This is a genomic window from Clavibacter sp. B3I6 (genome assembly GCF_030816895.1).
In the GTDB taxonomy this organism is placed as follows: domain Bacteria; phylum Actinomycetota; class Actinomycetes; order Actinomycetales; family Microbacteriaceae; genus Clavibacter.
The window spans coordinates 3104539-3131538 of the sequence record NZ_JAUSYL010000001.1; the positions used below are offsets into that span (position 1 = coordinate 3104539).

The following is a 27000-nucleotide window of genomic DNA, read 5'->3' on the forward strand; positions in this document are numbered from 1 at the left end:
GGCGTCGACGCTCTTCCCCCAGGCAACGCCCCTCGGGGCGCGACGGCAAGGCCGGGCGGCCTGATGGCCAGTGCCGCGTAACCGGGAGGGCTCCGGATCAGGCGTCGGGATCGCGCGCCGGGTGCCGCGAGGAGACGGGCGCGCCGTGCCGCGCGTCCCGGTAGGCGGGGGCGCGGAGGCGGCGCGCCCAGGCGTACGTCGTGTCGCCGGGCGGGGCCGCGAGCACCGGGTCGACGCGCGTGGCGGTGTCGAGCGGGCCGGTGGCGTCGTGGGTCAGCTCGATGCGCGCGGCCACGTGCCACAGTCCGCGCGGCGTCGCGTGGACGAGCCGGAGCCCGAGCCGTCGGGTGGCGAGGGCGCGGCCGAGGTCCTCCGCGCCGGCGGGCAGCGGCGGATCCTGGTCCACCAGCACGCCGAGGAGCACCGGCCCGGTGGATCCGCGGTACGGCATCAGCGTCGTCATGCGGGCGCCGGAGAGGGAGCGCCTGGGCTGGAGCAGGAAGCGGCCGGGGAACCCGATGCCGGTCGTGGAGACGAGCACGTCGACGGTCGTGTCGCCGCCGTCGGGGATCCGCAGCGCGAGCCCGAGCACGTCGGGGAGCGCGGCGGGGGTCCCGGCTCCGCGCGAGAAGCGGGCGGTGATCGCGAGCGGCGCGTCGAGCCCGTCGAGCCAGGCGAGGCCGGAGGCCGCGCGACCGGCGACGGGCGTCAGCGTGCCGGCGAGGGCGACCCCGGCCGGGTGGATAGGACGGGGGCGGCGGACCAGCCGCACGGCGCGGATGAGGGCGGCGAGGACGTTCCCGCCGACGCGGGCCGGGATGTCGGTCATCGCTCGACCCTATTCCGATGCGCCTCCGGCGTCCCGGCCGCGGTCGAGGAGGCGCAGACGGCGGGGGACGCGACGACGCCCGGGTCGACCGTGCGGTCGACCCGGGCGTCGGGCGTGCGGGGCGTGCGGCGCCGGGAGGCGCGGTCCGCTACGGCGTGGGCATGCCGCCGTTGACGTGCAGCGTCTCGCCGATGACGTAGCTCGACTCGGGCGAGGCGAGGAACACGAACGCCGGGGCGAGCTCGGCGGGCTGGCCGGGGCGGCCGAGGGGGGTGTCCTCGCCGAACGACGGCAGCGCCTCGGCGGGCTGGCCGCCGGCGGTCTGCAGCGGGGTCCACACGGGGCCGGGCGCGACGACGTTCACGCGGATGCCCTTGGGCGCGAGCTGCTGCGCGAGGCCCTTCGAGAACGCGTTGATCGACGCCTTGGTGGTCGCGTAGTGGATGAGGTTCGGCGACGGCTGGTACGCCTGGATCGACGACGTGTTGATGATCGTGGAGCCGGGCTTCAGGTGCGCGAGGGCCGCCTTCGTGATCCAGAACATCGCGTAGACGTTGGTCTTGAAGGTGACGTCGAACTCCTCGTCCGAGATCTCCTCGAGCGTGTCGAAGTTCTGCTGCTTGCCCGCGTTGTTCACGAGGATGTCGAGGCCGCCGAGGCCCTCGACGGCCTTCGCGACGAGCTCGCGGCTGAACTCGGCCGTGGAGATGTCGCCGGGGATGGTGACGGCCTTCCGGCCGGCCTCCTCGATGAGGGCGACGACCTGCTTCGCGTCCTCCTCCTCCTCGGGGAGGTAGGAGAGGGCGATGTCCGCGCCCTCGCGGGCGAAGGCGATGGCGACGGCCGCGCCGATGCCCGAGTCGGCGCCCGTGATGAGGGCCTTGCGTCCCTCGAGGCGGCCGGATCCGCGGTAGCTCTTCTCGCCGCGGTCCGCGGTCTCCTGGAGGTCGGCGTCGAGGCCGGGTCCGTCCTGCTCCTGGGCGGTCGTGTCGATGCCGCTGTACATCGCGGCGGGGTCCTGGAAGGTGTACTGGTCGTCGCTCATGGGGTCTCCTCGTGCTGGATCTGCGTGGGTGCGTGCGGATGCGGTGCGGGTGCCGGCGTCAGCTCGGCGGGGTGTCGTCCAGGTCGATGTCCTGGCCGGCGAGGTCGTTGGGGGCGAGCGCGGGCTCGGCCTCGCCGTCGACGCCGAGGGAGTCGGCCTCGGGCTCGGCGTTCGCGCCCATCACGGCGTCGTCGTCGTCGACCTGCTCGACGGGCTCGTCCGTGTCGGGGAGGACGGTCTCGCCGGCGACGGCGTCGTTGACGACCGTCTCCTTGTCGATGCCGACCACGTCGAGCGCGGTGTCGTCGCCGGTCGAGTCGTCACCGGGGGTGGTGGAGGTGGCGTCGGTCATCGGGTCACTCACCGGCCTCGGGCTTGGGGTGGCCGGGGATCGAGTCGCCGCTGAGGTTGAGCTCGTCGGGGTCGACGTCGATCTCGCCGACGTCGTCGGGGCCGCCGGAGCCGGGGAGCACCTGCACGTCGTCCTCGGCGTCGGGGGCGTCCGGCGAGACGGCGTCGCTCTCGGAGATCTGCTGCTCCTGCAGCACCTTGGTGTCGTCCTCGCTGGGCGAGGTGAAGTCCCTGTCCGGGAGCGTGTCGGAGGGCTCGAGGTGCGGGTAGTCGGTGTCCATGCGCTCGACGCTACGCTCGCCCTCCAAGGGCGTGGGGTGGCATCCGGCAAACGCCCATGAACGGTCCGCGGACGCCGCCGACCCGCTTCCCGAGGGCCGCGCTACTGGTCGTCCGGGCCCTCGCCGAACGGGTCGGGCTCGTCCTCGCGGGCGTCCTCCTCCTCTGCCTCCGCGCGGGTGGCGACCGAGTCCGCGTCGATCGGCTCGGGCTCGGCGAGCGGGGTCGGGGTGTGCTCGCGCGCGCCGGGATCCGTCACGTCAGCGGCCCTCGGGGTCGACGTGGCCCGCGGCGTCGTCCGCCGGCGCGCCCATGTGCGAGTCGGCGGCGGTGACCGCCCGGTTGTCGGGGACGGCGGGGTACTCGGCGTCGGCGGGATCCGCGTCCTCGACCTCGAGGGTGTCCTCCTCCGCGTGCCCGTACGTCGTGCCGTCGGGTTCGCGGACGGCGTCGCCGGTGCCCGCGGGGGCGTCGTCGCCGGCGGGGGAGACCACGTCGTCCACGGTCACCAGCCCGTCGGGATCGCCGGGGCCGCGCCCGGTGCGGATGCCGTCTGCCTGGTCTTCTCGGTCGCTCATGCTCCCACCCTACGAGCGACCCGTGCACGCGGAGGAGCCGCCGCCCGCTTCCGCGGACGACGGCTCCTCGTCGTGGGGTGCCGGCGGGCACCGGGTGGGTCAGCTCGCGGCGGGCGCGCCCTGCTCCACCGTCAGCGTGCGCGCCTCCTGGCCCTGGGGCTCCTCGGACGTCACCGCGATCTTGCGCGGCTTCGCCCGCTCGCTCACCGGGATGGTGACGCTGAGCACGCCGTTGGCGTAGTGCGCGGAGATGCGCTCGGTGTCGATGCCCTGGCCGAGCGTGAGCTGGCGGAGGAACGTGCCGGCCACGCGCTCGCGGGTGAGCCAGCGGACGCCGGGGTCGCCGGCGAGCGTGCGCTCCGCGCGGATGGTCAGCAGCTGACCGTCCACGTCGATGTCGACGGAGCCCGGGTCGATGCCCGGCAGGTCGGCGGCCAGCACGTAGGTGTCGCCCTCGCGGTGCAGGTCGATGGGCATCGGACGGTTGGCCTGGCGGGTCTCGGCCAGCGCGCCCATGGCGCGGTCCAGCTCGCGGAACGGATCGAAGGTCATGTTCATGCTCGACTCCTCTGATGATCTGTGGGGTTGAGCCCACTCGGCTCAACTACGTCGACATTAGCACTCCGAGCAGGCGAGTGCCAAGCCGTTCGCCGAGGGCGAATGTCACTCTCATCACCGGTTCAGGCGCGTCGACGGAGGTCGCGCTCCATGCGGCCGATGAGGGTCCATACCGCGCGCGAGAGGTCCGGGTGCTCCAGCGCGATCCCGCGCAGCAGCCGGTACTCGAAGCGCGCGACGACGCCCGGCGCGGTCGACGGATGGCGCACGCGCGCGAGCTCCTCCGCCAGCCCCGCGGCCTCGAGCGCGTCCTGGCGGAGGGTCGCCACCACGTGCTCGTCCACGGTGGGCAGCTCGGGGATGACCTCCCACGGGTCGTCCCCGTTCCGGCAGCGGTGCTCGATCACGGCGTCCAGCTCGTCGCGGGCCTCCTGGCGCAGCACCTCGAGGCTGGCGGGGAAGCGGGCGTGCACGGGCGGATCCTCTCGGGCGGTCGGGGTGGGGGACCCCGGCCTCGCGACCGGGTCCCCTTCACGCTACGTCATGCCCCGGACCGCCCCGGACCGCCTCGGACCGCCCCGGACGGGGAGGCGGGACGCCGTGGGTAGCCTGGAGGCCCGGCCACCAGGAGGACCCATGACCGACACCGCCCGCCCCGTCGCCCTCGTCACCGGGGCCACCCGCGGCATCGGCCGGGCGATCGCCGAGGACCTCGGCCGCACCCATCGCGTCATCGTGCACGGGCGCGACCGGGACGCCGTCGACGCGCTCGCCGCCTCCCTCCCGGACGCCGTCGGCTGGGCGGCCGACCTCGCCGCGGGCGGGCTGGACGCATTCGTCCCCGCGCTCGACCGGCTCGACGTCCTCGTGCACTCGGCCGGCGTGATCGGCGGCGACGCCGTCGACCGCACGCCCGTCGAGGAGTGGCGGCGCGTGTTCGAGGTCAACGTCTTCGCGGTCGCCGAGGTCACGCGGATCCTCCTGCCCGCGCTCCGGGCGGCCGGCGGGCAGGTCGTGCTCGTCAACTCCGGATCCGGCTTCACGGCGAACCCCACGGGCGGCGTCTACGCGGGATCCAAGTTCGCCCTCCGCGCGCTCGGCGACGCCCTCCGCGAGGAGGAGCGTCCGCACGGCGTGCGCGTCTCGAGCGTGCACCCGGGCCGCGTCGCCACCGACATGCAGCGCGAGCTCCGCGCCAAGGAGGGCGGCGAGTACGACGCGGCGCGCTACCTCGAGCCCGCGTCCGTCGCGCGCGCCGTGCGCCTGGTCGTCGACCAGACCCGCGACGGCACGCTCGAGTCGGTGTCGCTGCGGCCGTTCGGGGGCTGACCCGCCGGGCCGCGCCGATCAGCGCCCGCGGAACGTCGCCCGGATGTCGTCGACGACGAGCCCCGGCTGCTCGAGCAGCGCGAAGTGCCCGCCGCGCGCGACCTCGCTGAACAGCACGAGGTCGGTGTACCGGCGCTCCGCCCAGCGGCGCGAGCGGCGCACGTACTCGCCCGGCATGATGCTGAGCCCCGTCGGGATGGTGATCGGCGCGTCGATCGTGCCCGGCGTCGCCCAGCCGACCTGCGCCGACTCCCAGTAGAAGCGCGCCGCGGAGGCCGCCGTGCCGGGCAGCCAGTACAGCATCACGTCGTCGATCATCTCGTCGAGCGCGAAGAGCGCCTCGGCGTCGCCGTGCTCGTCGTGGGACCCGCCGACGTCCTGGAACATCGCGTAGATCCACGCGGCGAGACCCGCGGGGGAGTCCTGCAGGCCGTACCCGACGGTCTGCGGCCGGGTCGACATCATCTGCGAGTAGCCGGACAGCTGCTGCCAGTAGTGCCCGGTCTCCGCCATCATCCGCCGCTCCTCGTCGGTGGCGTCGCGCATCTCGTCGTCCGTCGGCATGAAGGGCGCCATGTTGAGGTGGATCGCCCGGAGCCCGATCCCCTCCGCGGCCTCGAGGGCCGCGAGCTCGGACGTGACGGACGCTCCCAGGTCGCCGCCCTGCGCGTACCAGGCGTCGTAGCCGAGGCGGTGCATGAGCTCGGCCCACGCGCGGGCGGTGCGCCCGGCGCCCCAGCCCGTGCCCGTCGGCTTCCCGGAGAAGCCGAATCCGGGGAGGCTCGGGATCACGACGTGGAAGGCGTCCTCCGCGGAGCCGCCGTGCGCCACCGGGTCGGTGAGCGGGCCGATGGCGTGCCGGAACTCCAGCACCGACCCCGGCCAGCCGTGGGTCAGCAGCAGCGGCCGCGCGCCGGGCTCGGGGGAGCGGACGTGCAGGAAGTGGATCCCCAGGCCGTCCACCTCGGTGATGTGCTGGCCCCAGCCGTTCAGCAGCGCCTCGGTCGGGCGCCAGTCGTAGCCGTCGGCCCAGCGCTCGACGAAGCGCCGCATGCGCGCGAGCTGCGGGCCCTGCCCGGTGTCGCCGACGGTCTCGGGCTCGGGCCAGCGGGTGGCGAGGAGGCGGCGGCGGAGGTCGTCGAGGTCGGCCTCGGGGACGTCGAGGCGGAAGGGGGTGATGGCGGACATGCGCGGCTCCGATCGGGTGCTGATGCGCAGCAGGTGCGTGCGCTCAGAGATCATCTTCACATAAGACGATCTGGGCGGGATACGATCTCCCCATGACCTCCTCCGCCGCCCCCGCCCCCCGGGCCGACGACCGCGCCGCCGACGACGCCACCGGCATCGACTGGGGATCGGGCGGCATCGAGACGCAGTTCGGCTGGTCCATCCAGGCCGTCTACCAGGGCTTCGCGCGCACGGCGCAGACCGCCGTGGCCGACGTGCCGGGCGGGCCGCGCGGCTACCAGGTGCTCGTCGCGATCACGACGGAGGAGGCCACCTCGCAGCTCGCGCTGGCGCAGCGCCTCGGCATCGACAAGACGCAGATGACCTACGTCATCGACGCGCTCGCCGACGGCGGCCTCGTCGAGCGGCAGCCGCACCCGCGGGACCGGCGCATCCGCCAGGTCGTGCCCACCGACGCCGGACGCGCCCTGCTCGAGACGGCCCGCGTGGCCCTCGGGGACGTCGAGGACGCCCTCATGCGCGACCTCGACCCCGACGAGCGCACGGCGCTCCGGCGGCTCCTCGCGCGCGTCGCCCTCGGCGCCGGCGACGCCGCCGCCTGCCTCCCCGACGGGCAGCCGATGGAGCAGCCCGTCGCCGCCCCCCACCGCTCGCGCCGACCGGCGCGCCGCACCCCCCGAGACGGAGACCACTCGTGAGCATCCCCACCCCCACCACCCCCGCATCCGGATCCCCGTCCGGCCCCGTCGTCGTCGCCGGCGCCACCGGCGACCTCGGCCGCCGCATCGTCCGCGAGCTCCTCGCCGCGGGCGCCCGCGTCCGCGTGCTCACCCGCCCGGGCAGCTCGGCCGCGGCGGAGGCGTGGGGCGAGGATCCCCGCGTCGAGGTCGTCGAGGCCGCCTACACGGACCGCGCCGCGCTCATCCGCGCGGTCGCCGGCGCCCGCGTCGTCGTCTCCGCCGTGAGCGGCGCCCGCTCCGTGATCGTCGGGGCCCAGCGCGCGCTCCTCGCCGCGACCGTCGCGGCCGGCGTCCCGCGCTTCATCCCGTCCGACTACTCCTCGGACTACCGCCGCGTCACCCCCGGCAGCAACCGCAACTTCGAGCTGCGCCGCGAGTTCGCCGCCGACCTCGACGCCGCTCCCGTGCGCGTCACCTCCGTGCTCAACGGCGCGTTCGCCGACATGCTCACCGGCCAGGCCCCCATCGTCCTGTTCGACCGGCACCGGGTCCTCTACTGGTCGTCCGCCGACCAGGTGCTCGACTTCACGACCAAGGACGACACCGCGCGCGTCACGGCGCTCGTCGCCCTCGACGACGACGCGCCCCGCGTGGTGGAGGTCGCCGGGGACCGGGTCACGGCGCGCGACCTCGCGCGGATCATGACGGAGATCACCGGCACGCCGTTCCAGCTGCAGTGGGCCGGCACCACGGGCGTCCTCGCCGCGGCGAGCAAGGCCATGCGCCGCGTCGCGCGGGACGAGCAGGAGACCTTCCCCGCCTGGCAGGGGATGCAGTACCTCGTGAGCATGTACAGCGGCGAGGCGGAGCTGCGGCACGTCGACCGCGAGCGGTTCGGCGACCTGTCGTGGACGGGCGTGCGCGACGTGCTCGCCGCCCACGTCGCCGAGCGGGGGACCGCGCCGGCCGCGTAGGCGTCGCCGGGGCAGGGAGGGGAAGCGGCCGGGGGTCGCGGACGCGCGACGCGCCCGGCCGCCCCGTCCCGAGGCCACGGCTCGCTGGGTGCCGCGTCCAGGCGGCGGTGGTCGGATGGCTCCGCGCCACGAGCGCCGCGGGCGGCCGTCCGACCGCCCGCACCCCGAGCGAAGGAGACCCATGACCGCACGCAGCATCCAGTGGCAGCTGGCGAGGCGCCCCACCGGCGAGCCGACCCCCGACGACGTCCGCCGCGTCGAGGTCGACCTCCCCGACCTGCGGGACGGCGAGGTCCGGGTCGAGAACGAGTACATCTCCGTCGACCCCTACATGCGCGGCCGCATGAACGACGTCCCCTCCTACATCCCGCCCTTCGGCCTCGACGAGGCCATGACCGGATCCGCGGTGGGCCGCGTCGTCGAGTCCCGCTCCGACGACCTCGCCGTCGGCACGCTCGTCAGCCACAGCCTCGGCTGGCGCGACGTCGCCCAGGGCCAGGCGGGCGCGTTCCGCCCCGTCCCCGAGATCCCCGGCGTGGCGTCGTCTGCCCACCTCGGCGTGCTGGGCCTCACGGGCCTCACCGCCTACGTCGGCCTCGCCCGCATCGCCTCCATCCGCGAGGGCGACGTCGTGTTCGTCTCCGGCGCGGCCGGGGCCGTGGGGTCCATGGTCGGCCAGATCGCCCGGCTCCTCGGCGCCTCGCGCGTCGTCGGCAGCGCCGGATCCGCGGAGAAGGTCGAGCGCCTCACGTCGCACCTCGGCTTCGACGCCGCGTTCGACTACCACGGCGGCGACCTCGAGGGGAAGCTCGCGGAGGCGGCGCCCGACGGCATCGACCTCTACTTCGACAACGTCGGCGGCGACCACCTCTCGGCCGCGCTCGGCGCCCTGCGCGACGGCGGCCGCGTCGCCAACTGCGGCTCGATCTCGACCTACAACTCCACGGGCGAGGAGGTCGCGATCCGCAACACGGGCCGCATCGTCACGCGCGGCCTCACGCTCCGCGGCTTCACCCTCGGCAACCACCAGGACCTCGCGCCGGAGTTCGCCGCGAAGATGGGCCCGTGGCTCGCCGAGGGCCGCATCAGGGCCGACGAGACCGTGATCGACGGCATCGACCGCGCGTTCGACGCCTTCACGGGCCTCATGCGCGGCGAGAACGTCGGGAAGATGGTCGTGCGGACCCGCGCCTCCGCCTGACCCGCACCTCCCGCGCGTCGTCCTCGGGGAGCGTCGGCGGCGCGTCCGCCCGGCGCTCCTCGCGGGCGTCGTCCGCGCTCCCGACCCGCGCCTCGCGCAGCCGCCGCCCCTCGTCCTCGAGGAGGGCCCGGCGGCGCGCGAGCCGCTCGGCCCGCGTCGTGTCGCGCACCGGCAGCCGCAGCGCCTGCTCCGCGGCGATGCCCGCCTGCAGCTGCCGGGCGCGGAGGATCTCCACGTCGAGCTCGCCGCCGAGGACGAGCGACAGGTTCCCGATGTAGAGCCAGAGCAGCAGCACGATCACCGCGCCGAGGACCCCGTAGGTCGACTCGTAGCTCGCGATGGTGGTCACGTACGCGACGAACCCGGCGGTGCCGAGCCCCCACGCGACGATGGCCACGAGGCTGCCCCAGGTGAGCAGGTCCACGCGACGGCGCCGCAGGTTCGGGGTCGCGGCGTACAGGACGCCGATGATCCCCGTGAGCAGCACCACGAGCAGCGGCCACTTGACGACGGCCCACACCACGAGGGTCGTGTCCCCGAGCCCGAGGTGCTGGCCGAGCGCCCGGGCCCCCTCGTCCGTGAGCAGCAGCATGCCCACCATCACGACGCTGACGACGAGCAGCGCGATCGTCACCAGGAGCATCAGCGCCCGGTACTTCACGAGCGGCCGGCCCTCCTCGGTCTCCTGGACGCGGTTCATGGCGCGCCCGAACGCGGTGACGTAGGCGGCCGACGTCCACAGGGCGCCGAGCGCGCTGATGCCGAACGCGAGCCCGGAGCGCGGCCCGTCGGCGAGCTGCTCGACCGGGTCGCGGATCACGTCGACCGCGGGGTCGCCGAGCACGGCCGTGAGGACCCGGAACACGCCCTCGACGCCGGCGCGCGTGTCGCCGACCAGGCCGATGAGGCTGAGCACCGCGACCGCGGCGGGGATGAGCGAGAGCGTGGAGTAGAAGGTGAGGCTCGCGGCCGCGTCGATGCCGCGGTGCTTCATGAAGCCGTAGACCGCGCGTCGACAGGCGTACCAGCCGAGCTCCCGGCCGATGGGCTGGCGCCGGTGGAGGGCCGCCTCGACGAGCGCGTCCTGCGGGTCCGCGTCGTCGGGGTCGGAGCGGGTCGCGCGGTGGGGCATGCCCGCCAGTCTGACCCACGCCCACCGCCCGGCCGCCCCGGCGGCGAGGCGCGCCCGCCCCGACGGCTAGGCGCACCCGCCCGGGTGCGCTACACAGGGAGGCATGGTGCACACGGAGTCCGTCGAGATCGAGCGCAAGTACGACGTCCCCGAGGGGGTGCCCGTCCCGGCCTTCGCCGGCATCGAGGGGATCGCCGAGGCGCGGCCCGCGGAGCCCGTCACCCTGGTGGCCGTGTACCTCGACACCGCGGACCACGCGCTCGCCGCCCGCCGCATGATCCTCCGCCGCCGCGAGGGCGGGCACGACGCGGGCTGGCACGTGAAGCTCCCGGCCGACGGCGGCGAGGGCCGCACGGAGCTCGGCTGGCCCCTCGCGGACGGCGACGACGGCGACGGCGCCGTGCCGCCCGCCGTGCTCGACGCGGTGGCCGTGCACGTGCGCGGCCGCGAGCTCACGCCGCTCGCGCGCCTCGAGACCGTGCGCACCGTCGTCACGCTGCACGACGCGGACGGCCGCGCGGTCGCGGAGTTCGCGGACGACCGGGTCACCGGATCCGACGTGCGCGGCGGCATCGTGCGCGCCTGGCACGAGTGGGAGGTGGAGCTGCTGCCCGACGCGCCCGCGAAGCGCAAGCAGCGCACCGCGCTCCTCGACCGGATCGAGCAGCACGTCCTCGACGCGGGCGGCCGCCCCTCCGACAGCGCGTCCAAGCTCGCCCGCGCGCTCGGTGCCGACGCGCTCGGCCGGCAGGCGCCCGCGGGTCCCGCGCTGCCGGATCCCGCCGCGCTCACGAAGGACGGCCCCGCCTCCGACGTCGCCCGGGCGGTCCTCGCCCGCGGCGTCCGCGACCTCGTCGCCGCCGACCCGCACGTCCGCGCGGACGAGCACGACTCCGTCCACCGGATGCGCGTCGCCGTCCGCCGGCTCCGCAGCGCCCTGCGCACCCACCAGGACGTCATCGACCCCGCGGCCACGGCCCCGATCCGCGCCGAGCTCACGGCGCTCGGCACCGTGCTCGGCGAGGCCCGCGACATGGAGGTGCTGCGCGACCGCGTCGTCTGGTCGGTCGTCGAGCACGACACGGCGACCGTGCCCGACCACGTGGGCGACGCCCTGCACGACGTCCTCGACGAGCGCTACCACCAGGCCCGCGAGCGCGTCGTCCGGGCGCTCTCGTCCGCGCGCTACGTCCAGCTGCTCGACTCCCTCGACGCCCTGGTGCAGGATCCGCCGCTCACGCACGACGCCAGCGCCCCCGCGGGTCCCGCCCTGCACCGCGCGCTCCGCCGCGACGCCGAGCGCGTCGGCCGCCGCGCCGCCATCGCGCAGGAGGCGGTCGGCGAGACCGCGCGCATCGAGGCGCTGCACGAGGTCCGCAAGGCCGCGAAGCGCCTCCGCTACGCGGCCGAGGAGGTCAGCGGGCGCACGGTCGCGGTCCTCGGGCGGAAGACCCTGCGGCTCGCGACGGCCGCCGAGGAGGTGCACGACGAGCTCGGGGAGCACCGCGACGGCATCGCCATGCAGCGCGTCCTCCGCGAGGAGGCGCAGCGCCTGGCGGCCCGCGGCGAGGACTCCTTCGCGCTCGGCGTGCTGCACGAGGCCGAGCGGCTGCGCACCGAGTCCGCCCTGTGGCGGGCGCAGCGCGCGCTCGAGCGCCTGCTCGCCACCGCCGTCCCGGGAGCGTGAGGGCGGCTCGTAGACTCGTCAGGTGACCCCCGACGCCGAACCGCCGACCCCGGCGTACGACCCGTCGGAGCTCGACGTGCGGGTCACGGGCGGCACCGTCCGCGGCGTGCGCGAGCGCGGCGTCGAGGCGTGGCGCGGGATCCCGTTCGCCGCCCCGCCCCGCGGCGACCTCCGCTTCCGGGCCCCGCAGCCCGTCGTCGGCTGGGAGGGCGCGCGCTTCGCGCAGCACTTCGGCAAGGTGGCGCCGCAGGTCAGCGCGGGCGCGTTCCTGGGCGCGCCGCAGGGCACGCCCATGGGCGAGGACTGCCTCACGATCAACGTGATCGCGCCGTCCGGGCTCAGCCCCGACGCCGCGCGCGTGAACCGCGAGTCGCAGCTGCGGCCGGTCATGGTCTTCATCCACGGTGGCGCGTACGTCGTCGGATCATCGCGGGAGAACCCCGTGCAGGGCGAGGGCCTCGTGCGCCAGGGCGGCATCGTCTACGTCAGCTTCAACTACCGCCTCGGCGCGCTCGGCTACCTCGACTTCAGCCGGTACTCCACGCCCGAGCGGCCCATCGAGTCGAACCTCGGCCTCCGCGACCAGGTGCAGGCGCTCCGCTGGGTGCGCGACAACATCCGCGCGTTCGGCGGGGATCCCGACAACGTCACGGTCTTCGGCGAGTCCGCGGGTGGCAACGCCGTCACGACCCTCATGGCGGTGCCGTCGGCGCACGGCCTGTTCGCGCGCGCCATCGCGCAGAGCTCGCCCACCAACGCCATCTACCCGTCGGAGCAGACGGCCAGGTGGGCGGAGCAGTTCGTGCGGATCCTCGCGGACCGGGCGGGCCGCGCGCCGGACGACGCCGAGGCCGTCCGCCTCCTCACCTCCGCCAGCTCCTCCACCCTCGCGACGGCGGCGAACGAGCTCATGGTCCGCACGCCCGACGAGGAGCCCGGCACGATCACGTTCAGCCCGGTGATCGACGGCGACGTGCTGCCCGAGCGCCCCCTCGACGCCTTCAAGCACGGCCGGGCAGCCCGCGTGCCGCTCATCATCGGGACCAACGAGCGCGAGGGGTCGCTGTTCACGGGCCGCCTCGACATCCTCGCGACCACGCCCCGCCGCATCGAGGCGGTGTTCGCCAAGACCGACGAGGAGCACCGTGAGGAGCTGGCGGCGCTCTACCCGGGGCTGCCGAAGCGCCGCGCCGCCCTCGACTTCGGCGGCGACTACGCCTTCTGGTTCCCGTCCGTCAAGGTCGCCGAGCGCCACGCGCGCTACGCGCCCGTGCACTTCTACCGGTTCGACATCGCGCCCCGGCTCGTGCGCCTCATGGGCCTCGACGCCACGCACGGCCTCGAGCTCTTCGCCCTCTTCGACCGGATGGACTCCCTGGTCGGCCGCGGCATGACCCTGCTCGGCGGCCGTCGCGCGTTCGTCGCCGCCGGCGAGCGGATGCGCATCGCCTGGCTCCGGTTCGCGCAGGACGGCTCGGTCGACGAGTCCTGGCCGGCGTACGTGGGCGACGACGAGGACGCGCTGCGCGACCTCGAGGAGGCCGACGACCGCACGGCGGGCACGGGCGCAGCGGGGGAGCGCGGTCCGTCGCGCCCCGGATCCGGCCCCCGCCCCGCGCGCGTGCGCCCGGGCGGCATCCGCGACCGCGGCCCCCGGCGCCGCGCCACCCTGGTCTTCGACGTGGTCGACCGCGTCGAGCACGACCCGCACGCCGACCGCCGGGTCGCCTGGCGCGACTTCGTCCCGCACATCTGACCGGGTCGGCGGCACGCGCTGTTCACCGGCCCGCCACCCGCCCGTCGCCCGGTTCCGCCTGTTCACGAGTAGGCCGTTAGGATCGACGACTGTGATATCCGCTCGAGGGATCCGGTAGTGGATCTCACCCTCATCGTCGTCCTGGTCATCGTCCTGGCTCTGTTCTTCGACTTCACCAACGGCTTCCACGACACGGCGAACGCGATGGCGACCCCCATCGCGACGGGTGCGCTGAAGCCGCGAGTGGCCGTCGCCATCGCCGCGGTCCTCAACCTCGTCGGCGCGTTCCTCAGCACCGAGGTGGCGAAGACCGTCTCCGGCGGCATCATCCGCGAGGGCGACGGCGGCGTGCAGATCACGCCCACCATGATCTTCGCGGGGCTCATGGGCGCCATCGTCTGGAACCTGGTGACCTGGCTCCGCGGCCTCCCCTCGAGCTCCAGCCACGCGCTGTTCGGCGGCCTCATCGGCGCGGCCGTCGTGGGCGCGGGCCTCGGCTCGGTCGACTTCGGCGTCGTCATGTCGAAGGTGATCCTGCCGGCGCTGCTCGCCCCCGTGATCGCGGGCGTCATCGCGTACACGACCACGAAGCTCGCCTACTCGATCACGCGCCGCTCGAGCGGCCCGAACGAGCGCGGCGGATTCCGCTACGGCCAGATCTTCACCTCCTCGCTCGTCGCGCTCGCGCACGGCACCAACGACGCGCAGAAGACCATGGGCATCATCACCCTCACGCTCATCGCGGGCGGCTTCCAGGCGGCGGGCTCAGGCCCCGAGTTCTGGGTCATCGCCGTCTGCGCCGTGGCCATCGCGCTCGGCACCTACATGGGCGGCTGGCGCATCATCCGCACGATGGGATCCGGTCTCACCGAGGTCAAGCCCGCGCAGGGCTTCAGCGCCGAGGCGTCGACCGCGGCCACCATCCTGGCGTCGAGCCACCTCGGCTTCGCGCTCTCCACCACGCAGGTCGCGTCGGGCTCCGTCATCGGCTCGGGCCTCGGCCGCCGGGGCGCGTCCGTCCGCTGGAACACCGTGGGCAAGATCGCGCTCGGCTGGCTCCTGACGCTGCCGTCCGCGGCGATCGTGGGCGCCGTCGCGGCGCTCGTCGCCAGCACGGGCACGGTCGGCTTCGTGATCGACGCGGTGGTCGGCGTCGCGGTCATCGTGTGGATCTTCTGGCGCTCGCGCCGGAACGCCGTGCACGCCCGCAACGCCATCGTCGAGGTCGACGCCGCCGGGTTCGCGGTCCGCGGACGCAAGGCCACCAAGGCCGCGAGGAAGGCCAGGGAGGCCGCATGATCGACTGGAGCGCGTTCCTCATCGTCGCCGTGGCGGCCCTCGTGGGCGCCGTCGCGGTGGTCACCCTCTTCTCCATCGGCGTGCGGCTGCTCGCCGTCGGCACCGAGTACGACGACGAGGGCGACAAGGTGTCCGTCACGGGCATCCGCCCGCAGGCCGCGACCGTCGGCGGCTACGTCTGCTTCGCCCTCAGCGGCCTCGCCGTGCTGTACGGCGTCTACCTCATCGTCCCCGCGCTGCACTCCTGACCGGGCCGCGCGGGACCGGGGTCGCCGGGCCGCGCGCCCGCCCCTAGGCTCGACCCATCCCGACGCCGTCGTCGGCTCCTCCCTCCTCCTGTCGTCCGACCCGACCCCTCGCGGAAGAAGCCATGACCGAAGCGCGCACGTCGTCCCCCGCCCCCGCGACCCCCGGAGCGCGCGGCGCGCTCGACCGGTTCTTCGAGATCACGGCGCGGGGCTCCACGTACGCCCGCGAGATCCGCGGCGGCGTCCTCACGTTCGTGACGATGGCGTACATCGTCGTGCTCAACCCGCTGATCCTCGGCGGCTTCAGCGCCGACGCGGCCACGCTCGACGTCGAGGGCAACTGGCTGCAGGCCACGCAGGTGGGCGCGGCGACGGCCCTCACCGCGGGCGTCATGACCATCCTCTTCGGCCTCGTCGCGCGCCTGCCGTTCGCGTTCGCGGCTGGCCTCGGCATCAACTCGTTCCTCGCGGTGAGCGTGGTCGGCGAGGTCACCTGGCCCGAGGCGATGGGCCTCGTCGTCATCAACGGCCTCGTGATCGTCCTGCTCGCCACCACGGGACTCCGCACACTGATCTTCCGGGCCGTCCCGCGGGAGCTGAAGACAGCCATCACGGTCGGCATCGGGCTCTTCATCGCGTTCATCGGCTTCGTCGACTCCGGGTTCGTGCGCGGCACGGGCGTGCCGGCCTCGCCGCTCGCGCTCGGGATCGACGGCTCCATCGCCTCGCTGCCGACCGTCGTCTTCATCCTCGGCCTCGTGGTCATGGGCGTCCTCATGGCCCGCCGCGTCCCCGGCGCGCTCCTCATCGGCATCGTCGCGACCACGCTCATCGCCATCGTCGTGGAGCAGGTCTTCCGCATCGGCCCGTCGAACACCTCGGGCGCCACCGGCTGGAACCTCAACGCGCCCGTGCTGCCCGCCGCGCCCGTGTCCCTCCCGGACCTCGGGCTCGTCGGCGCCTTCGACCTCGGCGCTTTCGGCCGCATCGGCGTCATCTCCGCGCTCATGCTCGTCTTCACGCTGGTCTTCACGAACTTCTTCGACGCGATGGGCACCATGACGGGCCTCGCGAAGGCCGCGGACCTCTCCGACGAGCGCGGCGACTTCCCCCGCCTCAAGGGCGCCCTGGTCGTCGAGGGCTTCGGCGCGGTCGCGGGCGGGGCCACCTCGAGCTCGTCGAACACGGTGTTCATCGAGTCGGCCTCCGGCATCGGCGAGGGCGCGCGCACGGGCCTCGCGTCGATGGTCACGGGCGTGCTCTTCCTCCTGGCGATGTTCTTCACGCCGCTCACGCAGGTCGTGCCGCTCGAGGTCGCGGCCGCCGCGCTCGTCATCGTCGGCACGCTCATGGCGTCGCAGATCAAGGACATCGTCTGGACCGACTTCTCGGTCGCGCTCCCGGTGTTCCTCACCGTGCTCGTGATGCCGCTCACGTACTCGATCGCGAACGGCATCGGCGTCGGCTTCCTGTCGTGGGTGCTGGTGCGCTCGTTCTCGGGCCGCGTGCGCGAGGTCTCGCCGCTGCTCTGGGTCGTCTCCGCGGGCTTCCTCGTGTTCTTCGCGCGCGGGCCCATCGAGCAGCTGCTCGGCGTCTGACGCGCGCGCGTCGGTCCGCCCGGGTCGGCGCGACGCGCCCAGCCCTGCGTAAGGTGGGTCGGGACCCCCTCCGACGACGCACGGGAGCCCGCACATGACCGACCTCGACACGCGCGGCGACGTCCGCGAGCCCCAGGAGTCCGCGAAGCGCTGGCGCATCGTCGGGCCGGGCCTCGTCGTCGCGGCCACCGGCATCGGGGCGGGCGACCTCGTCGCGACCCTCGTCGCCGGATCCCGCTTCGGCTACGCCCTGCTCTGGGCGGCCGTGCTCGGCGTGGTCATCAAGATCTTCCTCGTGGAGGGCGCCGGCCGGTACTCGCTCGCGACGGGCCGCACGATCTTCGAGGGCTGGCGCAGCGTCGGCCGCTGGACGACCTGGTACTTCGGCCCGTACATCCTCATCTGGGGACTCGTCTACGGCGCCGCCGCCATGAGCTCCTCCGCGCTCCCGCTCGCCGCGCTCTTCCCCGGCGTCGACCTCAAGGTGTTCGCGATCGGCTGCGGCGTCGCGGGCGCCGTGGTGGTCTGGTTCGGCCGCTACTCGGCGTTCGAGAGGATCATCGCGGTCTTCGTCGGCCTGATGTTCGTGACCGTCGTGGGCGCGGCGGTCGTCACCGTCCCGAACGTCCCCGCGCTCCTCACCGGCCTCGTGCCCACGATCCCGGAGGGCGGCCTGGTGGTCGCGCTCAGCATCGCGGGCGGCGTGGGCGGCACGATCACGCTCGCGGCGTACGGCTACTGGCTGCGCGAGAAGGGCTGGGTGGCGCCCGGGTGGATGAAGGTGATGCGCATCGACAACTCCGTCGCCTACGTCATGAGCGGCGTCTTCGTGCTCTCCATGCTCGTCGTGGGAGCCGAGCTGCTCTACTCGGCCGACATCGCGCTGGCCGACGGCGAGGGCGGCCTGGTGCAGCTCGCCGACGTGCTGGGGGAGCGCTACGGCGCATTCATGACGTGGTTCTTCCTGCTCGGCTTCTTCGCCACGTCGTTCTCGTCGATCCTCGGCGTGTGGAACGGCGTCTCGCTCATGTTCGCCGACTTCCTCGGCACGGTCCGCGGCCTCGACGTCGAGGACCCGCGCCGTCGCCTCGGCGGCAGCTACTACAAGGGGTTCATCGTCTGGCTGACGATCCCGCCCATCGGCCTGCTGTTCCTCGACCAGCCGATCGGCCTGATCATCGCCTACGGCGTGCTCGGCGCCCTGTTCATGCCGTTCCTCGCCATCACCCTGCTCGTGCTCCTCAACACCGACCGCACGCCGCGCGCGTGGCGGAACCGCCCGCTCAGCAACACGGTGATGGGCATCTCCGCGCTGCTGTTCGTGGTGCTCGGCGTGCAGCAGCTCGTGACGGAGATCGGGAAGCTCCTGTAGCGGCGGCGATGGCCCGTGGCCCGTGGTCGAGGCCGTCAGTCGGCGGAGGCGGTCGCGCGCACGTCCGAGGTGCCGGGGACGGCACGCTCGCCGGACGCCGGGGCCTCGGGCGCCCGGAACACCACGAGGCGGTAGAGCGTGAAGTTCCAGACGAGGCCGATGAGCACCGCGGTGGCCTTCGCGATGTTGATCTCGACGAACTCCTGCTCGGCGCTCGAGCCGAACGTGATGAGCGAGCGGCCGAACGTCGTGTCGAATCCGCGCTCGAAGAGCCAGATCACGCCGCTCTGCAGGAGCAGCGAGCTGAAGCCCGTCACCGCGAAGAACCGGAGGAAGCGGCCCACGGTCACGGGCCCGCCCTGCCGGAACACGAAGAAGTGGTTCAGGAAGTAGGAGATGGTGATGCCCACGGTCACCGAGACGAGGTTCGCGCCGATCACCGGCATGGCGGCGCCCAGGATCAGCAGGTTGAGCAGCACGAAGTCGAGGCCCGTGTTGAGGAGCCCGGCGAGGAGGAAGCGGACGCGGCGGTCGCCGAGGAGCTTCGTCATGCTGATCCTCCCGGCATCCGGCGCGGAGGCCGTCCGGTCGGCGCGCGCACGGCGTCAGGGCGCCGAGCCACTGGCAGTGTAACAAGCGCGTAACGGGCACGGCGGTGCCCGCGCGGCCGGATCGACGGTCGCTGGCTAGAATCGACGGGGCCCTGATCGGGTCATCCCCGATTCGGAGACGGAACCACCAGCTTGAGCAGTCTCACGATCGTGATCCCCACCTACGAGGAGGCGCGCAACGTCGGGGAGCTGCTGCCCCGCCTCGCCGCCATGTCCGCCGAGAACCCCGACGTCCGCATCACCGCGATGATCGTCGACGACTCCTCGCCCGACGGCACCGCCGACCTCGCCCGGTCGCTCGCGGCCGACGTCGCGACCGACACGTTCGACGTGCGCGTCGAGACCCGCGCGGAGAAGGCCGGCCTCGGCGCCGCGTACATCTGGGCCTTCGAGCGGCTCCTCGAGGCCGACGAGCCGCCCACGCACATCCTGCAGATGGACGCCGACCTCTCGCACGACCCCGCCTACATCACCGAGATGCTGCGCCGGGTGCGCGGCGGCGCGGACCTCGTGGTCGCCTCCCGCTACATCCGCGGCGGCGCGACGCCCGACTGGGACCTCAAGCGCCGCTTCCTCAGCGTGGGCGGCAACCTCTACACGCGGCTGTTCCTCGGGTCCCGCATCACCGACTACACGGGCGGCTTCAACCTGTACGAGACGGGGCTGCTGCGCCGGATCACGCCGTCGACCATCACGACCACCGGCTACGGCTTCCAGATCGAGATGAAGCAGCGGGCGCTCCGGTACGCGAAGCGCCCCACCGAGGTCGCGATCGTGTTCATGGACCGCGCCGAGGGCGAGTCGAAGATCCCGAGCGACACGCTCGTGACGAACCTGCTGCTCGTCCTCCGCCTGCGCTTCGGGGGCCGCCGGCCCTGATCCCGAGCGGACGGCCGCGGCAGCCGACCGCCCTCCTCCGGGCCGCTCCCGCCGCCGGCTCAGCCCGCGGGCGCGTGCAGCGGATCGTGCGGGGCGCGCTGGTGCGGGCGCGCCGGCGCGATGATCGTGCCGCGCCGTCCGAGCCCGTCGACCACGGGATCGGTCGCCCCCAGCACCTGCGAGCGCGCGGTGCCGTGGCGGGCCCAGTACGCCGCCGTCCACGCGCAGATGAGGCCGTCGAGCAGGTCCTCGAGGTGCTTGTGCTGCCGCTCCACGATCGCGGGTCCGTCGGCGACGAGGGCGGCCGCGCGCGGGTGCGTCGCCACGTCGAGCGGCGGATCCGCGTGCGCGAGCCCCGCGACCCGGTCGAGGACGATCCGGAACTCGGCGGCGCGGTGGGGGCGGCGGTCGGCGGTCGCGAGCAGCGGGGCGAGGCGCTTGTACCGCGGCTTCATGGCGTCGAAGCCGAGCTCCGGGGCGCCGACGAGCGTCGTGTACGGGTAGCACTCGATCATCGTGCGGGCGTCGTCGGCGCGGTCGGTGGCGGAGCCGTCGTCGTAGTCCCAGCCCGCCGCCTCGAGCCGCGTGCGGAGCGCGACGGCGCCCTGGGCGGGGCGGCCGGCGTTCGACGGGTAGGCGGAGATGCCGAGCCGGCCGTAGCGCGACGCGACCTCCTTCTCGGCGAGGCGGCTGCCGGTGGCGTTCGCGACGACCAGCGGGCCGTCGACGGCGGCGACCGCGCCGGGACCGCCCCACTCCTCCGTCCAGGCGACCACGGCGTCGATGCCGCGCGCCACCCGGAGGTCGAGCACGCGGCCCTCCTCGTCGATGCAGGCGAGCCCCGTCTCCCGGGCCGGACGGGCCGCCGTGCCCTCCGCCCAGGCGAGGTCGATCCCGAGGAAGCGGCGCATCCGACGAGCCTATCCGCGGGCCCGGGAGCCCCCGGGCGGCCGGAGGGCCGCTAGTAGTGTCGAGGGATCCTCCTGCCACGAGCGACGAGACGATGGAGCCTCCACCATGACCCCTGTGAGCCCGAACGACGACCGCATCCCCACCCCCGACGGCCACCCCGTCCGGACCGAGACCGACAGCCTGGGGAGCCTCGATGTCCCGGCCGACGCCTACTGGGGGATCCACACGGCGCGCGCGCTCGAGAACTTCCCGATCAGCCTCCGGCCGTTGAGCGTCTACCCGGACTTCGTGGTCGCGCTCGCGCAGGTGAAGCAGGCGGCGGCCCGCGCCAACGTGCAGATCGGCGTGCTCGACGCGCGGAAGGCGCGGCAGATCGACGAGGTCTGCTCGGAGATCATCGCGGGGGAGCTGCACGACCAGTTCGTGGTCGGCGTGATCCAGGGCGGCGCCGGCACGAGCACCAACATGAACACCAACGAGGTCATCGCGAACCGCGCCCTCGAGCGGGCCGGCCACGCGCTCGGCGACTACCGGCACATGCACCCGCTGGACGACGTGAACCGCAGCCAGTCCACCAACGACACGTACCCGACCGCGCTCAAGGTGGCGCTCATCCACTCGCTGCGGCAGACGCTCGACGAGCTGGAGCTGCTGCGGATGTCGTTCCTCACCAAGAGCGCGCAGTTCTCGCAGGTGCTGAAGGTCGGCCGCACGCAGCTGCAGGACGCCGTGCCCATGACGCTCGGCCAGGAGTTCCACGGCTTCGCCACCACGCTCGGCGAGGACCACGCGCGCCTCGGCGAGCTCGTGCCGCTGCTGTCGGAGATCAACCTGGGCGCGACGGCGATCGGCACGGGCATCACGGCGGATCCGAACTACGCGGCCGCCGTGCGCGGGCACCTCAGCGCCATCACGGGCTACACGCTCGTGACCGCGAGCGACCTCATCGAGGCGACGAGCGACGCGGGCGTGTTCATGACCCTCTCCTCGACGCTCAAGCGGAGCGCGATCAAGCTCTCGAAGATCTGCAACGACCTCCGGCTGCTGTCGTCGGGTCCGCAGGCGGGGCTCGGCGAGATCAACCTGCCGCCCCGGCAGGCGGGGTCGAGCATCATGCCCGGCAAGGTCAACCCGGTGATCCCCGAGGTCGTCAACCAAGTTGCGTTCTCCATCGCGGGCGCGGACGTGACGGTGACGATGGCGGCCGAGGGCGGGCAGCTGCAGCTCAACGCGTTCGAGCCGGTCATCGCGCACTCACTGCTGCAGTCGCTCAGCTGGCTGCGGAACGCCGCGTGGACGCTGCGGGTGAACTGCATCGACGGGATCACCGCGAACACGGAGCGGCTGGCGGCGCAGGTGGAGTCGTCGGTCGGCGTCGTCACGGCGCTCACGCCGTACATCGGCTACGCCGCCTCCTCCAGCCTCGCGAAGACGGCGCTCATGACGAGCGCGTCGATCCCGGACCTCGTGGTCGAGGCGGGCCTCATGACGCGGTCGCAGGTGGAGAAGATCCTCGCGCCCGACCGGCTATCGGGCCTCGAGCCCGTGACCGCGGCCATGTCCGTGATCACGCCGGAGATGCTCGCCGCCCACGCGGCCGAGCAGGGCGGCGCCCTCAGCTGACAGGCGCCTCGACGACGACAGCGCGCCGCGGCCCGAGGGCTGCGGCGCGCTGTCGTATCCGGCGGATCCGGCGCTAGGCGTCCGGGTCCGCGGCGGTGCGGGCCGGCGTGGTGCCGGACGCGTCGTCCGCGGAGGCGTCGTGCGCGGGCTCCTCGCGGTGCACGGATCCGGCGATGTCGGCCGGGGTGGGGACGTGCGGGGCGCCGGCGGCGGTCGGCTCCGGGGCCGCCTTCCGCTTCGGCGCGGGCGTCCCGGAGGCGGCCGTGGGAGTGGGCGCGGGCGCGGCGGGCACGGTCGGATCCGTCTCGGCGGCGGGCTCCTCGTCGGCGTCGGCCGGCTCGCCCAGGTCGTCGGGGCCGAGGGTGTCGAGGTCCTCGTCCGCGTCGTCCTCGGTGCCGTCCGCGGAGGCGTCGGCCTCGCCGGCGCGCGCGGCGCCGTCCTCGGGGATCGGGACGGGGCCGGTCTCGTCCTCGTCGTCGAAGGACGCGAGCGCCTCGTCGCGCGCCTCGGCGGCCGTGAAGACGGCGCGGCGGCCGGCCTCCTCGCCGCGCTCGCGCAGGTCCTCGGCCGTCGCCTGGACGCGCGTGCGCGCCTCCTCGGCGGTCTCGACGACGCGGCCGCGGACGTCCTCGGCCGTCTCGGCGACGCGGTGGCCGACCTCGGTGGCCTGCTGGCCGACGCGGTCGACGACGTGCTTGGTCTGGTCCGCCGTGCGGGTGCCGAGGTCCTTGGCGGTGTCGCCGACCCGTCCCGCGATGTCCTGGGTGGTGCTGCCGACCCGGCCCGCGATGTCCTGGGTCGTGCTGCCGACGCGACCGGCGACGTCCTGCGTGGTGGTGCCGATGCGCTCGCCCACGGTGTGCGCGGTGCGGCCGACGGCGACGGCGGCGCCCTGGACGGCGTGCCCGACGAAGTCCGCGACCTCGCGCGCCGTCTCGACCGTGCGCTCGACGACGACCGGCCCCTTCTCGTCGAGGACGGCCTGCGCCTCGCGGACGCCCCGCTGCACGGGTGCGCTCGACCAGACGGTGCGCGACGCGCGGGCGATGCCCTCGTAGCGCTTCCGGCCGGCACGTGCGCCGAGGACGTAGCCGGTGCCGAGCCCGGCGAGGAGGAGGAGACGGTTGATCATCCGTCCAGCCTAGACGCGCCGGTCGGGGATCGACCGGGAGGGGCTACGCGTCCCGCCCGCCCTGGGGGCCCGTGGCGTCGTGCACCTCGTCCGCGTCGGGATCCGCCGCGTCGGGCGCGTTGAGGTCGGCGTCCTCCGGGATGGAGTGGTCGTGGATCGGGTCCTGCGGCTGGTCGGTCATGCGGTCGAGCCTACGCGCGGGCGTCGACCGCCCGACCCGGGTCAGAGGATGCGCGTGTGCGTGGTGAGCGAGCCGATGCCCTCGACCGAGACGGTGACCGTGCTGCCGTCCTTCAGGAAGATCTGCGGGTCGCGCGAGTAGCCGGCGCCGCTCGTGGTGCCCGTGGAGATGAGCGTGCCCGGCTGCAGCGTGGAGGAGGTGGAGAGGTAGGAGACGAGGCGCGCGACCGTGCGGACCATGCCGCTCGTGCGTCCGTCCTGCACCGTCTCGCCGTCGAGGACCGTGGTGATGCGGAGGTCCTGCGGATCCGGCACCTCGTCGCGCGTGACGACGACGGGACCCGTGGGGGAGAAGCCGTCGAAGCTCTTGCAGCGGCTCCACTGCTGCTCCGAGAACTGCAGGTTGCGGGCCGTGATGTCGTTGACGACCGTGTAGCCGAAGACGTGGTCGAGGGCGTCCGCCTCCGACACGTCGCGCGCGGCCCGGCCGATGACGACGCCGAGCTCGACCTCGTAGTCGACCTCCTCGCTGAGCGAGCGCGGCCAGCTGGTGGTGCCCTCGTGGCCCGAGAGCGAGTTGGGCCAGAGCGCGAAGACGGTGGGGGCGGAGGCGCTCGTGATGTTGAGCTCCTCGGCGTGCGCGGAGTAGTTGAGGCCCACGGCGTAGACGGCCGGCGGGCGGAGGATCGCGGAGGCGTGCGTGAGGCCGTCCACCGGGGTGGTGCTGGTGCGGCTGGCGACGGCGCGCTCGACGGTGGCGCGGACGCGGGCCATCTCGTCGTCGCCGCGCTCGATGAGGTCCTGCAGGTCGCGAGGGGACTCGTCGAGCACCTCGTCGAGGAAGAGCGCCTGGCCCTCGGAGACGATGGCGGCCAGTCGGGGGGTCACGCCGTCGTCGGCGAGCAGGTGCGCGAACTTCATGCCACCACCGTATCGGGCGGGCGCGGTGGGCCGCGGTTGCGGTCATAACGTGCATGGGGCGTGCATCCCGCGTGCATCCCGCGTGCACGCGCACGCGCGACCGCGGCGGATCAGTCCTCGCGCACGACCTCGTCGGGGGACTTGTCGTGCCGCCAGCCCCGCCACGAGGCCTGGCGGAGGCGGCCGGTCGCGGTCCACTCGGCGAACTCGACCTCGCCGACGAGGCGCGGGGTGATCCAGTGCGCGTCGCGGGCGTCGGCGGCCGGCACGTCGGCGAAGGGGGTCGTCTTCCGCTCGAGCGGCCGGAAGCGTCGGAGGGCGTCGGCCAGGTCGCGCTCCGTGAAGCCCGTGCCGACGCGGCCCGCGTACGCGAGGCCGTCCGGTCCGGGCACGCCGACGAGCAGCGAGCCGACGCCGGAGGAGCGGCTGCCGGATCCGGGGCGCCAGCCGCCCACGACCACCTCCTGCGCCCGGTGGTGCTTGACCTTCACCCACGCGCTCGACCGCCGCCCGGACTCGTAGGGCGCGTCCACGCGCTTGGCGACGACGCCCTCGAGGCCGAGCTCGCGGCTGGTGGCGAGGGCGTCGTCGAGGTCGCCGTCGAACGCGGGCGGGACCTGGATGCGGCCGCGGTCCGGCGCGCGCACGGCGTCGAGGAGGGCGGCGCGGCGCTCCCGGTACGGCGCGTCGACGAGGACGCGGTCGCCGATGGCGAGCGCGTCGAAGAGCATGAGGTGCACGGGCGCGGCCTTCCGGGCCCGGGCGACGTCCTTCTCCGCGGTGAGGCCGAGGCGCGTCTGCAGGAGCCCGAAGTCGGGCCGGCCGTCGGCGCCCAGCACGACGATCTCGCCGTCGAGCACGGCCGCGTCCACGTCGAGCTGGTCCGGCAGCTCGGCGAGCTCGGGGAAGGCGGCCGTGAGGTCGACGCCGTTGCGGCTCGTGATGGTCGCGCGGCCGTCCGCGACGACGGCGATCGCGCGGTAGCCGTCCCACTTCATCTCGACGGCCCACTCCTCGTCGGGGTCGAGGCCGGCGGCGGTCGCGGCGGTCGCGAGCATGGGCGCGGGGGCGGACGCCGCGCCGCCTCGCCGCCGGGCGCCGACGCGCGTGCGTCCGCCCGCCTTCTCGAGCTTCGCGGCGCGCGCGGGCCGTGCGTGCGCCGTCGCGGGCGCGTCGGCGGGCTCCATCAGGTGGATCAGCCAGTTCGCGTCGGCCTTGCCGTGCCCGCCCGTGTGGATGAGCGCGTAGCGGCGCGGCCCGTCGATCCCGGTGCCCGCGCCGCGCCCGTGCAGCGTCGCGATGACCTCCTTCCCGTCGCGCCACTTCTCCAGCTCGTAGGTGCCCGCGTCCCAGATGGCGACCTCGCCGCCGCCGTACTCGCCCGCGGGGATGGTGCCCTCGAAGGAGCCGTACTCGACGGGGTGGTCCTCGGTCTGCACCGCGAGGTGGTTCGTGCCGTGCTCGGTGGGCACGCCCTTGGGGAGGGCCCAGCTCACGAGCACGCCGTCGTGCTCCAGCCGGAAGTCCCAGTGCAGCGCGCGGGCGTGGTGCTCCTGGATCACGAAGGACCGGCCCTCGGACGGCGCGGGCGGCTCCGCGGGGACCGGCTCGCTCGTCTTGGCGGCGTCGCGCTTGGCGCGGTAGGTCGCGAGGCGGTCGGATCCGGGATCGGGCGCGTCGCCCGTGCCCTCCTTCCGCGCGAAGGAGGCCAGGCGCTCGGGCGTGGGCTCCAGGCTCTCCCGGTTGCCCTCCTCGACGGGGGCGAGCGGATCCTCCCGCGTCCGCATGCGGTCGAGGACCTCGTGCATCTCCAGGTGGCGCAGGGCGGGCGACGCGAGCTCGCGCCAGGTGCGCGGCACCGCGACGGTCGGCCGCGAGCGCCCGCGCAGCGAGTACGGCGCCACCGTGGTCTTGTTCGGGTTGTTCTGGCTCCAGTCGACGAGCACCTTGCCCTGCCGGAGCGCCTTCTTCATGTCGCTCACCACGAGGTCCGGGTGGTCGGCCTCGAGCGCGCGGGCGAGCTCGTGCGCGACCTCGGAGATCGCCGCGGCGTCGTGGCTGCCGTCGAGGGCGGCGTAGAGGTGGATGCCCTTGGATCCGCTCGTCACCGGGTAGGGCTCGAGGCCCATGTCGCGGAGGATCGCGCGGGCCGCCTTCGCGACCTCCACGCACTCGGGGAGGCCGGCGCCCGGGCCCGGGTCGAGGTCGAGCACGAGCCGGTCGGGTCGGCGGACGTCGCCCGTGCGGCCGAAGCGCCACTGGGGCACGTGCAGCTCGAGCGCGGCGATCTGCCCGAGCCAGGTGAGGGTCGCGACGTCGTTCGCCAGGGGGTAGTCGTTGGCGTGGTCGCGGTGCTGGATGGCGCGGCGCAGCACCCACTCCGGCGTGTGCGCGTCGAGGTCCTTCTGGAAGAACATCTTCCCCGGGTGCTCGTCGGTGCCGACGCCGTCGACCCAGCGCTTGCGCGTGACGGGCCGGTCGCGCAGGTGCGGGATCATGTGCGGCGCTACGCCTGCGTAGTACGCGATGACGTCGCCCTTGGTGGTGCCCGTCTCCGGGTAGAGCACCTTGTCGAGGTTCGACAGCGTGATCCGCCGCCCCTCGACCTCCACCTGCTGCTTCGCGCCCGCCATCGGTC

28 protein-coding genes are annotated in these 27000 nt (G+C 74.1%); 12 read left to right on the forward strand and 16 right to left on the reverse strand.

All coding sequences use genetic code 11. The features are described from left to right. Positions 1–97: 97 nt before the first annotated feature. From QFZ62_RS14970 to QFZ62_RS15005, 8 genes are all read right to left on the reverse strand, one after another. Positions 98–829, reverse strand: a complete 732-nt coding sequence (locus tag QFZ62_RS14970; RefSeq protein WP_307507338.1) for a hypothetical protein — start codon at positions 827–829, stop codon at positions 98–100. Between the two features lie 148 nt (positions 830–977). Then, positions 978–1874 carry a glucose 1-dehydrogenase gene (locus QFZ62_RS14975; RefSeq protein ID WP_307507341.1) on the reverse strand — a complete coding sequence of 299 codons (897 nt, stop codon included), beginning with the start codon at positions 1872–1874 and terminating at the stop codon, positions 978–980. Positions 1875–1932: 58 nt separating this feature from the next. Further along, the gene (locus QFZ62_RS14980; RefSeq protein ID WP_307507343.1) at positions 1933–2226 is read right to left on the reverse strand and encodes a hypothetical protein; all 294 of its coding nucleotides are present in this window, start codon (positions 2224–2226) and stop codon (positions 1933–1935) included. A gap of 4 nt (positions 2227–2230) precedes the next feature. Next, entirely contained in the window at positions 2231–2506 is a 276-nt protein-coding gene (locus QFZ62_RS14985) for a hypothetical protein (protein ID WP_307507346.1), read from the reverse strand. Between the two features lie 101 nt (positions 2507–2607). Next, a complete protein-coding gene (locus QFZ62_RS14990) occupies positions 2608–2763 on the reverse strand; it encodes a hypothetical protein (RefSeq protein WP_307507349.1) in 156 nt (51 codons plus the stop codon). Position 2764: 1 nt separating this feature from the next. After that, entirely contained in the window at positions 2765–3082 is a 318-nt protein-coding gene (locus tag QFZ62_RS14995) for a hypothetical protein (RefSeq protein ID WP_307507354.1), read from the reverse strand. Between the two features lie 99 nt (positions 3083–3181). Beyond that, complete coding sequence (locus tag QFZ62_RS15000; protein WP_307507357.1) at positions 3182–3640, reverse strand: Hsp20/alpha crystallin family protein; 459 nt, start codon at positions 3638–3640, stop codon at positions 3182–3184. A 122-nt stretch (positions 3641–3762) separates the two neighbouring features. Beyond that, the gene (locus tag QFZ62_RS15005) at positions 3763–4113 is read right to left on the reverse strand and encodes a hypothetical protein (protein WP_307507360.1); all 351 of its coding nucleotides are present in this window, start codon (positions 4111–4113) and stop codon (positions 3763–3765) included. A gap of 163 nt (positions 4114–4276) precedes the next feature. Here QFZ62_RS15005 and QFZ62_RS15010 point away from each other — a divergent pair, with 163 nt between their 5' ends. Continuing rightward, on the forward strand, positions 4277–4969 hold the full coding sequence (locus QFZ62_RS15010) for an SDR family oxidoreductase (RefSeq protein WP_307507363.1): 693 nt from the start codon (positions 4277–4279) through the stop codon (positions 4967–4969). An 18-nt stretch (positions 4970–4987) separates the two neighbouring features. Here QFZ62_RS15010 and QFZ62_RS15015 read toward each other — a convergent pair whose 3' ends face one another. Beyond that, a complete protein-coding gene (locus QFZ62_RS15015; protein ID WP_307507366.1) occupies positions 4988–6211 on the reverse strand; it encodes an epoxide hydrolase family protein in 1224 nt (407 codons plus the stop codon). 38 nt (positions 6212–6249) lie between these two features. On the opposite strand from QFZ62_RS15015, the gene QFZ62_RS15020 reads away from it, so the two are divergent. The 3 genes from QFZ62_RS15020 (at position 6250) to QFZ62_RS15030 (ending at position 9012) form a co-directional block, all read left to right on the forward strand. Next, a complete protein-coding gene (locus tag QFZ62_RS15020; protein ID WP_307507369.1) occupies positions 6250–6855 on the forward strand; it encodes a MarR family winged helix-turn-helix transcriptional regulator in 606 nt (201 codons plus the stop codon). Continuing rightward, positions 6852–7811, forward strand: a complete 960-nt coding sequence (locus QFZ62_RS15025; protein WP_307507372.1) for an NmrA family NAD(P)-binding protein — start codon at positions 6852–6854, stop codon at positions 7809–7811. The genes QFZ62_RS15020 and QFZ62_RS15025 overlap by 4 nt, the downstream gene beginning before the upstream one ends. Positions 7812–7992: 181 nt before the next feature. Continuing rightward, positions 7993–9012 carry an NADP-dependent oxidoreductase gene (locus QFZ62_RS15030; RefSeq protein ID WP_307507374.1) on the forward strand — a complete coding sequence of 340 codons (1020 nt, stop codon included), beginning with the start codon at positions 7993–7995 and terminating at the stop codon, positions 9010–9012. On the opposite strand, the gene QFZ62_RS15035 is transcribed toward QFZ62_RS15030, so the two are convergent. Continuing rightward, positions 8957–10144, reverse strand: coding sequence for a YihY/virulence factor BrkB family protein (locus QFZ62_RS15035; protein WP_307507378.1), 1188 nt, complete (start codon positions 10142–10144; stop codon positions 8957–8959). The two genes, QFZ62_RS15030 and QFZ62_RS15035, sit on opposite strands and share 56 nt — an antisense overlap. 103 nt (positions 10145–10247) lie before the next feature. Between QFZ62_RS15035 and QFZ62_RS15040 the strand changes: the two genes are divergently transcribed. The 6 genes from QFZ62_RS15040 to QFZ62_RS15065 all read left to right on the forward strand — a co-directional run bounded on the left by QFZ62_RS15040 (position 10248) and on the right by QFZ62_RS15065 (position 18104). Continuing rightward, a complete protein-coding gene (locus QFZ62_RS15040) occupies positions 10248–11831 on the forward strand; it encodes a CYTH and CHAD domain-containing protein (RefSeq protein ID WP_307507381.1) in 1584 nt (527 codons plus the stop codon). A gap of 22 nt (positions 11832–11853) precedes the next feature. Continuing rightward, on the forward strand, positions 11854–13587 hold the full coding sequence (locus QFZ62_RS15045) for a carboxylesterase/lipase family protein (protein WP_307507385.1): 1734 nt from the start codon (positions 11854–11856) through the stop codon (positions 13585–13587). Between the two features lie 117 nt (positions 13588–13704). Continuing rightward, positions 13705–14886, forward strand: a complete 1182-nt coding sequence (locus QFZ62_RS15050) for an inorganic phosphate transporter (RefSeq protein ID WP_307507388.1) — start codon at positions 13705–13707, stop codon at positions 14884–14886. Next, positions 14883–15134 (forward strand): hypothetical protein, encoded by a 252-nt coding sequence (locus tag QFZ62_RS15055; protein ID WP_307507391.1) that lies wholly within the window; start codon positions 14883–14885, stop codon positions 15132–15134. The genes QFZ62_RS15050 and QFZ62_RS15055 overlap by 4 nt, the downstream gene beginning before the upstream one ends. Positions 15135–15256: 122 nt before the next feature. Further along, positions 15257–16732, forward strand: a complete 1476-nt coding sequence (locus tag QFZ62_RS15060) for an NCS2 family permease (protein WP_307507394.1) — start codon at positions 15257–15259, stop codon at positions 16730–16732. Between the two features lie 94 nt (positions 16733–16826). Then, positions 16827–18104: an Nramp family divalent metal transporter gene (locus QFZ62_RS15065; protein WP_307507396.1), complete on the forward strand. Its 1278-nt coding sequence runs from the start codon at positions 16827–16829 to the stop codon at positions 18102–18104. Between the two features lie 35 nt (positions 18105–18139). Here QFZ62_RS15065 and QFZ62_RS15070 read toward each other — a convergent pair whose 3' ends face one another. Continuing rightward, a complete protein-coding gene (locus tag QFZ62_RS15070) occupies positions 18140–18655 on the reverse strand; it encodes a GtrA family protein (RefSeq protein ID WP_307507397.1) in 516 nt (171 codons plus the stop codon). Positions 18656–18847: 192 nt separating this feature from the next. Between QFZ62_RS15070 and QFZ62_RS15075 the strand changes: the two genes are divergently transcribed. Further along, positions 18848–19594: a polyprenol monophosphomannose synthase gene (locus tag QFZ62_RS15075; protein WP_307507400.1), complete on the forward strand. Its 747-nt coding sequence runs from the start codon at positions 18848–18850 to the stop codon at positions 19592–19594. 59 nt (positions 19595–19653) lie between these two features. Here QFZ62_RS15075 and QFZ62_RS15080 read toward each other — a convergent pair whose 3' ends face one another. Beyond that, entirely contained in the window at positions 19654–20505 is an 852-nt protein-coding gene (locus QFZ62_RS15080) for a DUF429 domain-containing protein (RefSeq protein ID WP_307507402.1), read from the reverse strand. A gap of 106 nt (positions 20506–20611) precedes the next feature. On the opposite strand from QFZ62_RS15080, the gene QFZ62_RS15085 reads away from it, so the two are divergent. After that, positions 20612–22129 carry an aspartate ammonia-lyase gene (locus QFZ62_RS15085; RefSeq protein ID WP_307507404.1) on the forward strand — a complete coding sequence of 506 codons (1518 nt, stop codon included), beginning with the start codon at positions 20612–20614 and terminating at the stop codon, positions 22127–22129. Between the two features lie 73 nt (positions 22130–22202). Here the strand turns inward: QFZ62_RS15085 and QFZ62_RS15090 are convergent, their stop codons facing one another. From QFZ62_RS15090 to QFZ62_RS15105, 4 genes are all read right to left on the reverse strand, one after another. Then, positions 22203–23261, reverse strand: coding sequence for a hypothetical protein (locus QFZ62_RS15090; RefSeq protein ID WP_307507406.1), 1059 nt, complete (start codon positions 23259–23261; stop codon positions 22203–22205). A gap of 43 nt (positions 23262–23304) precedes the next feature. Next, positions 23305–23442 (reverse strand): hypothetical protein, encoded by a 138-nt coding sequence (locus tag QFZ62_RS15095; protein WP_307507409.1) that lies wholly within the window; start codon positions 23440–23442, stop codon positions 23305–23307. Positions 23443–23483: 41 nt separating this feature from the next. Beyond that, positions 23484–24362, reverse strand: coding sequence for a fumarylacetoacetate hydrolase family protein (locus QFZ62_RS15100; protein WP_307507412.1), 879 nt, complete (start codon positions 24360–24362; stop codon positions 23484–23486). Between the two features lie 110 nt (positions 24363–24472). Beyond that, positions 24473–26995, reverse strand: coding sequence for an ATP-dependent DNA ligase (locus QFZ62_RS15105; protein WP_307507416.1), 2523 nt, complete (start codon positions 26993–26995; stop codon positions 24473–24475). Positions 26996–27000: the final 5 nt, after the last annotated feature.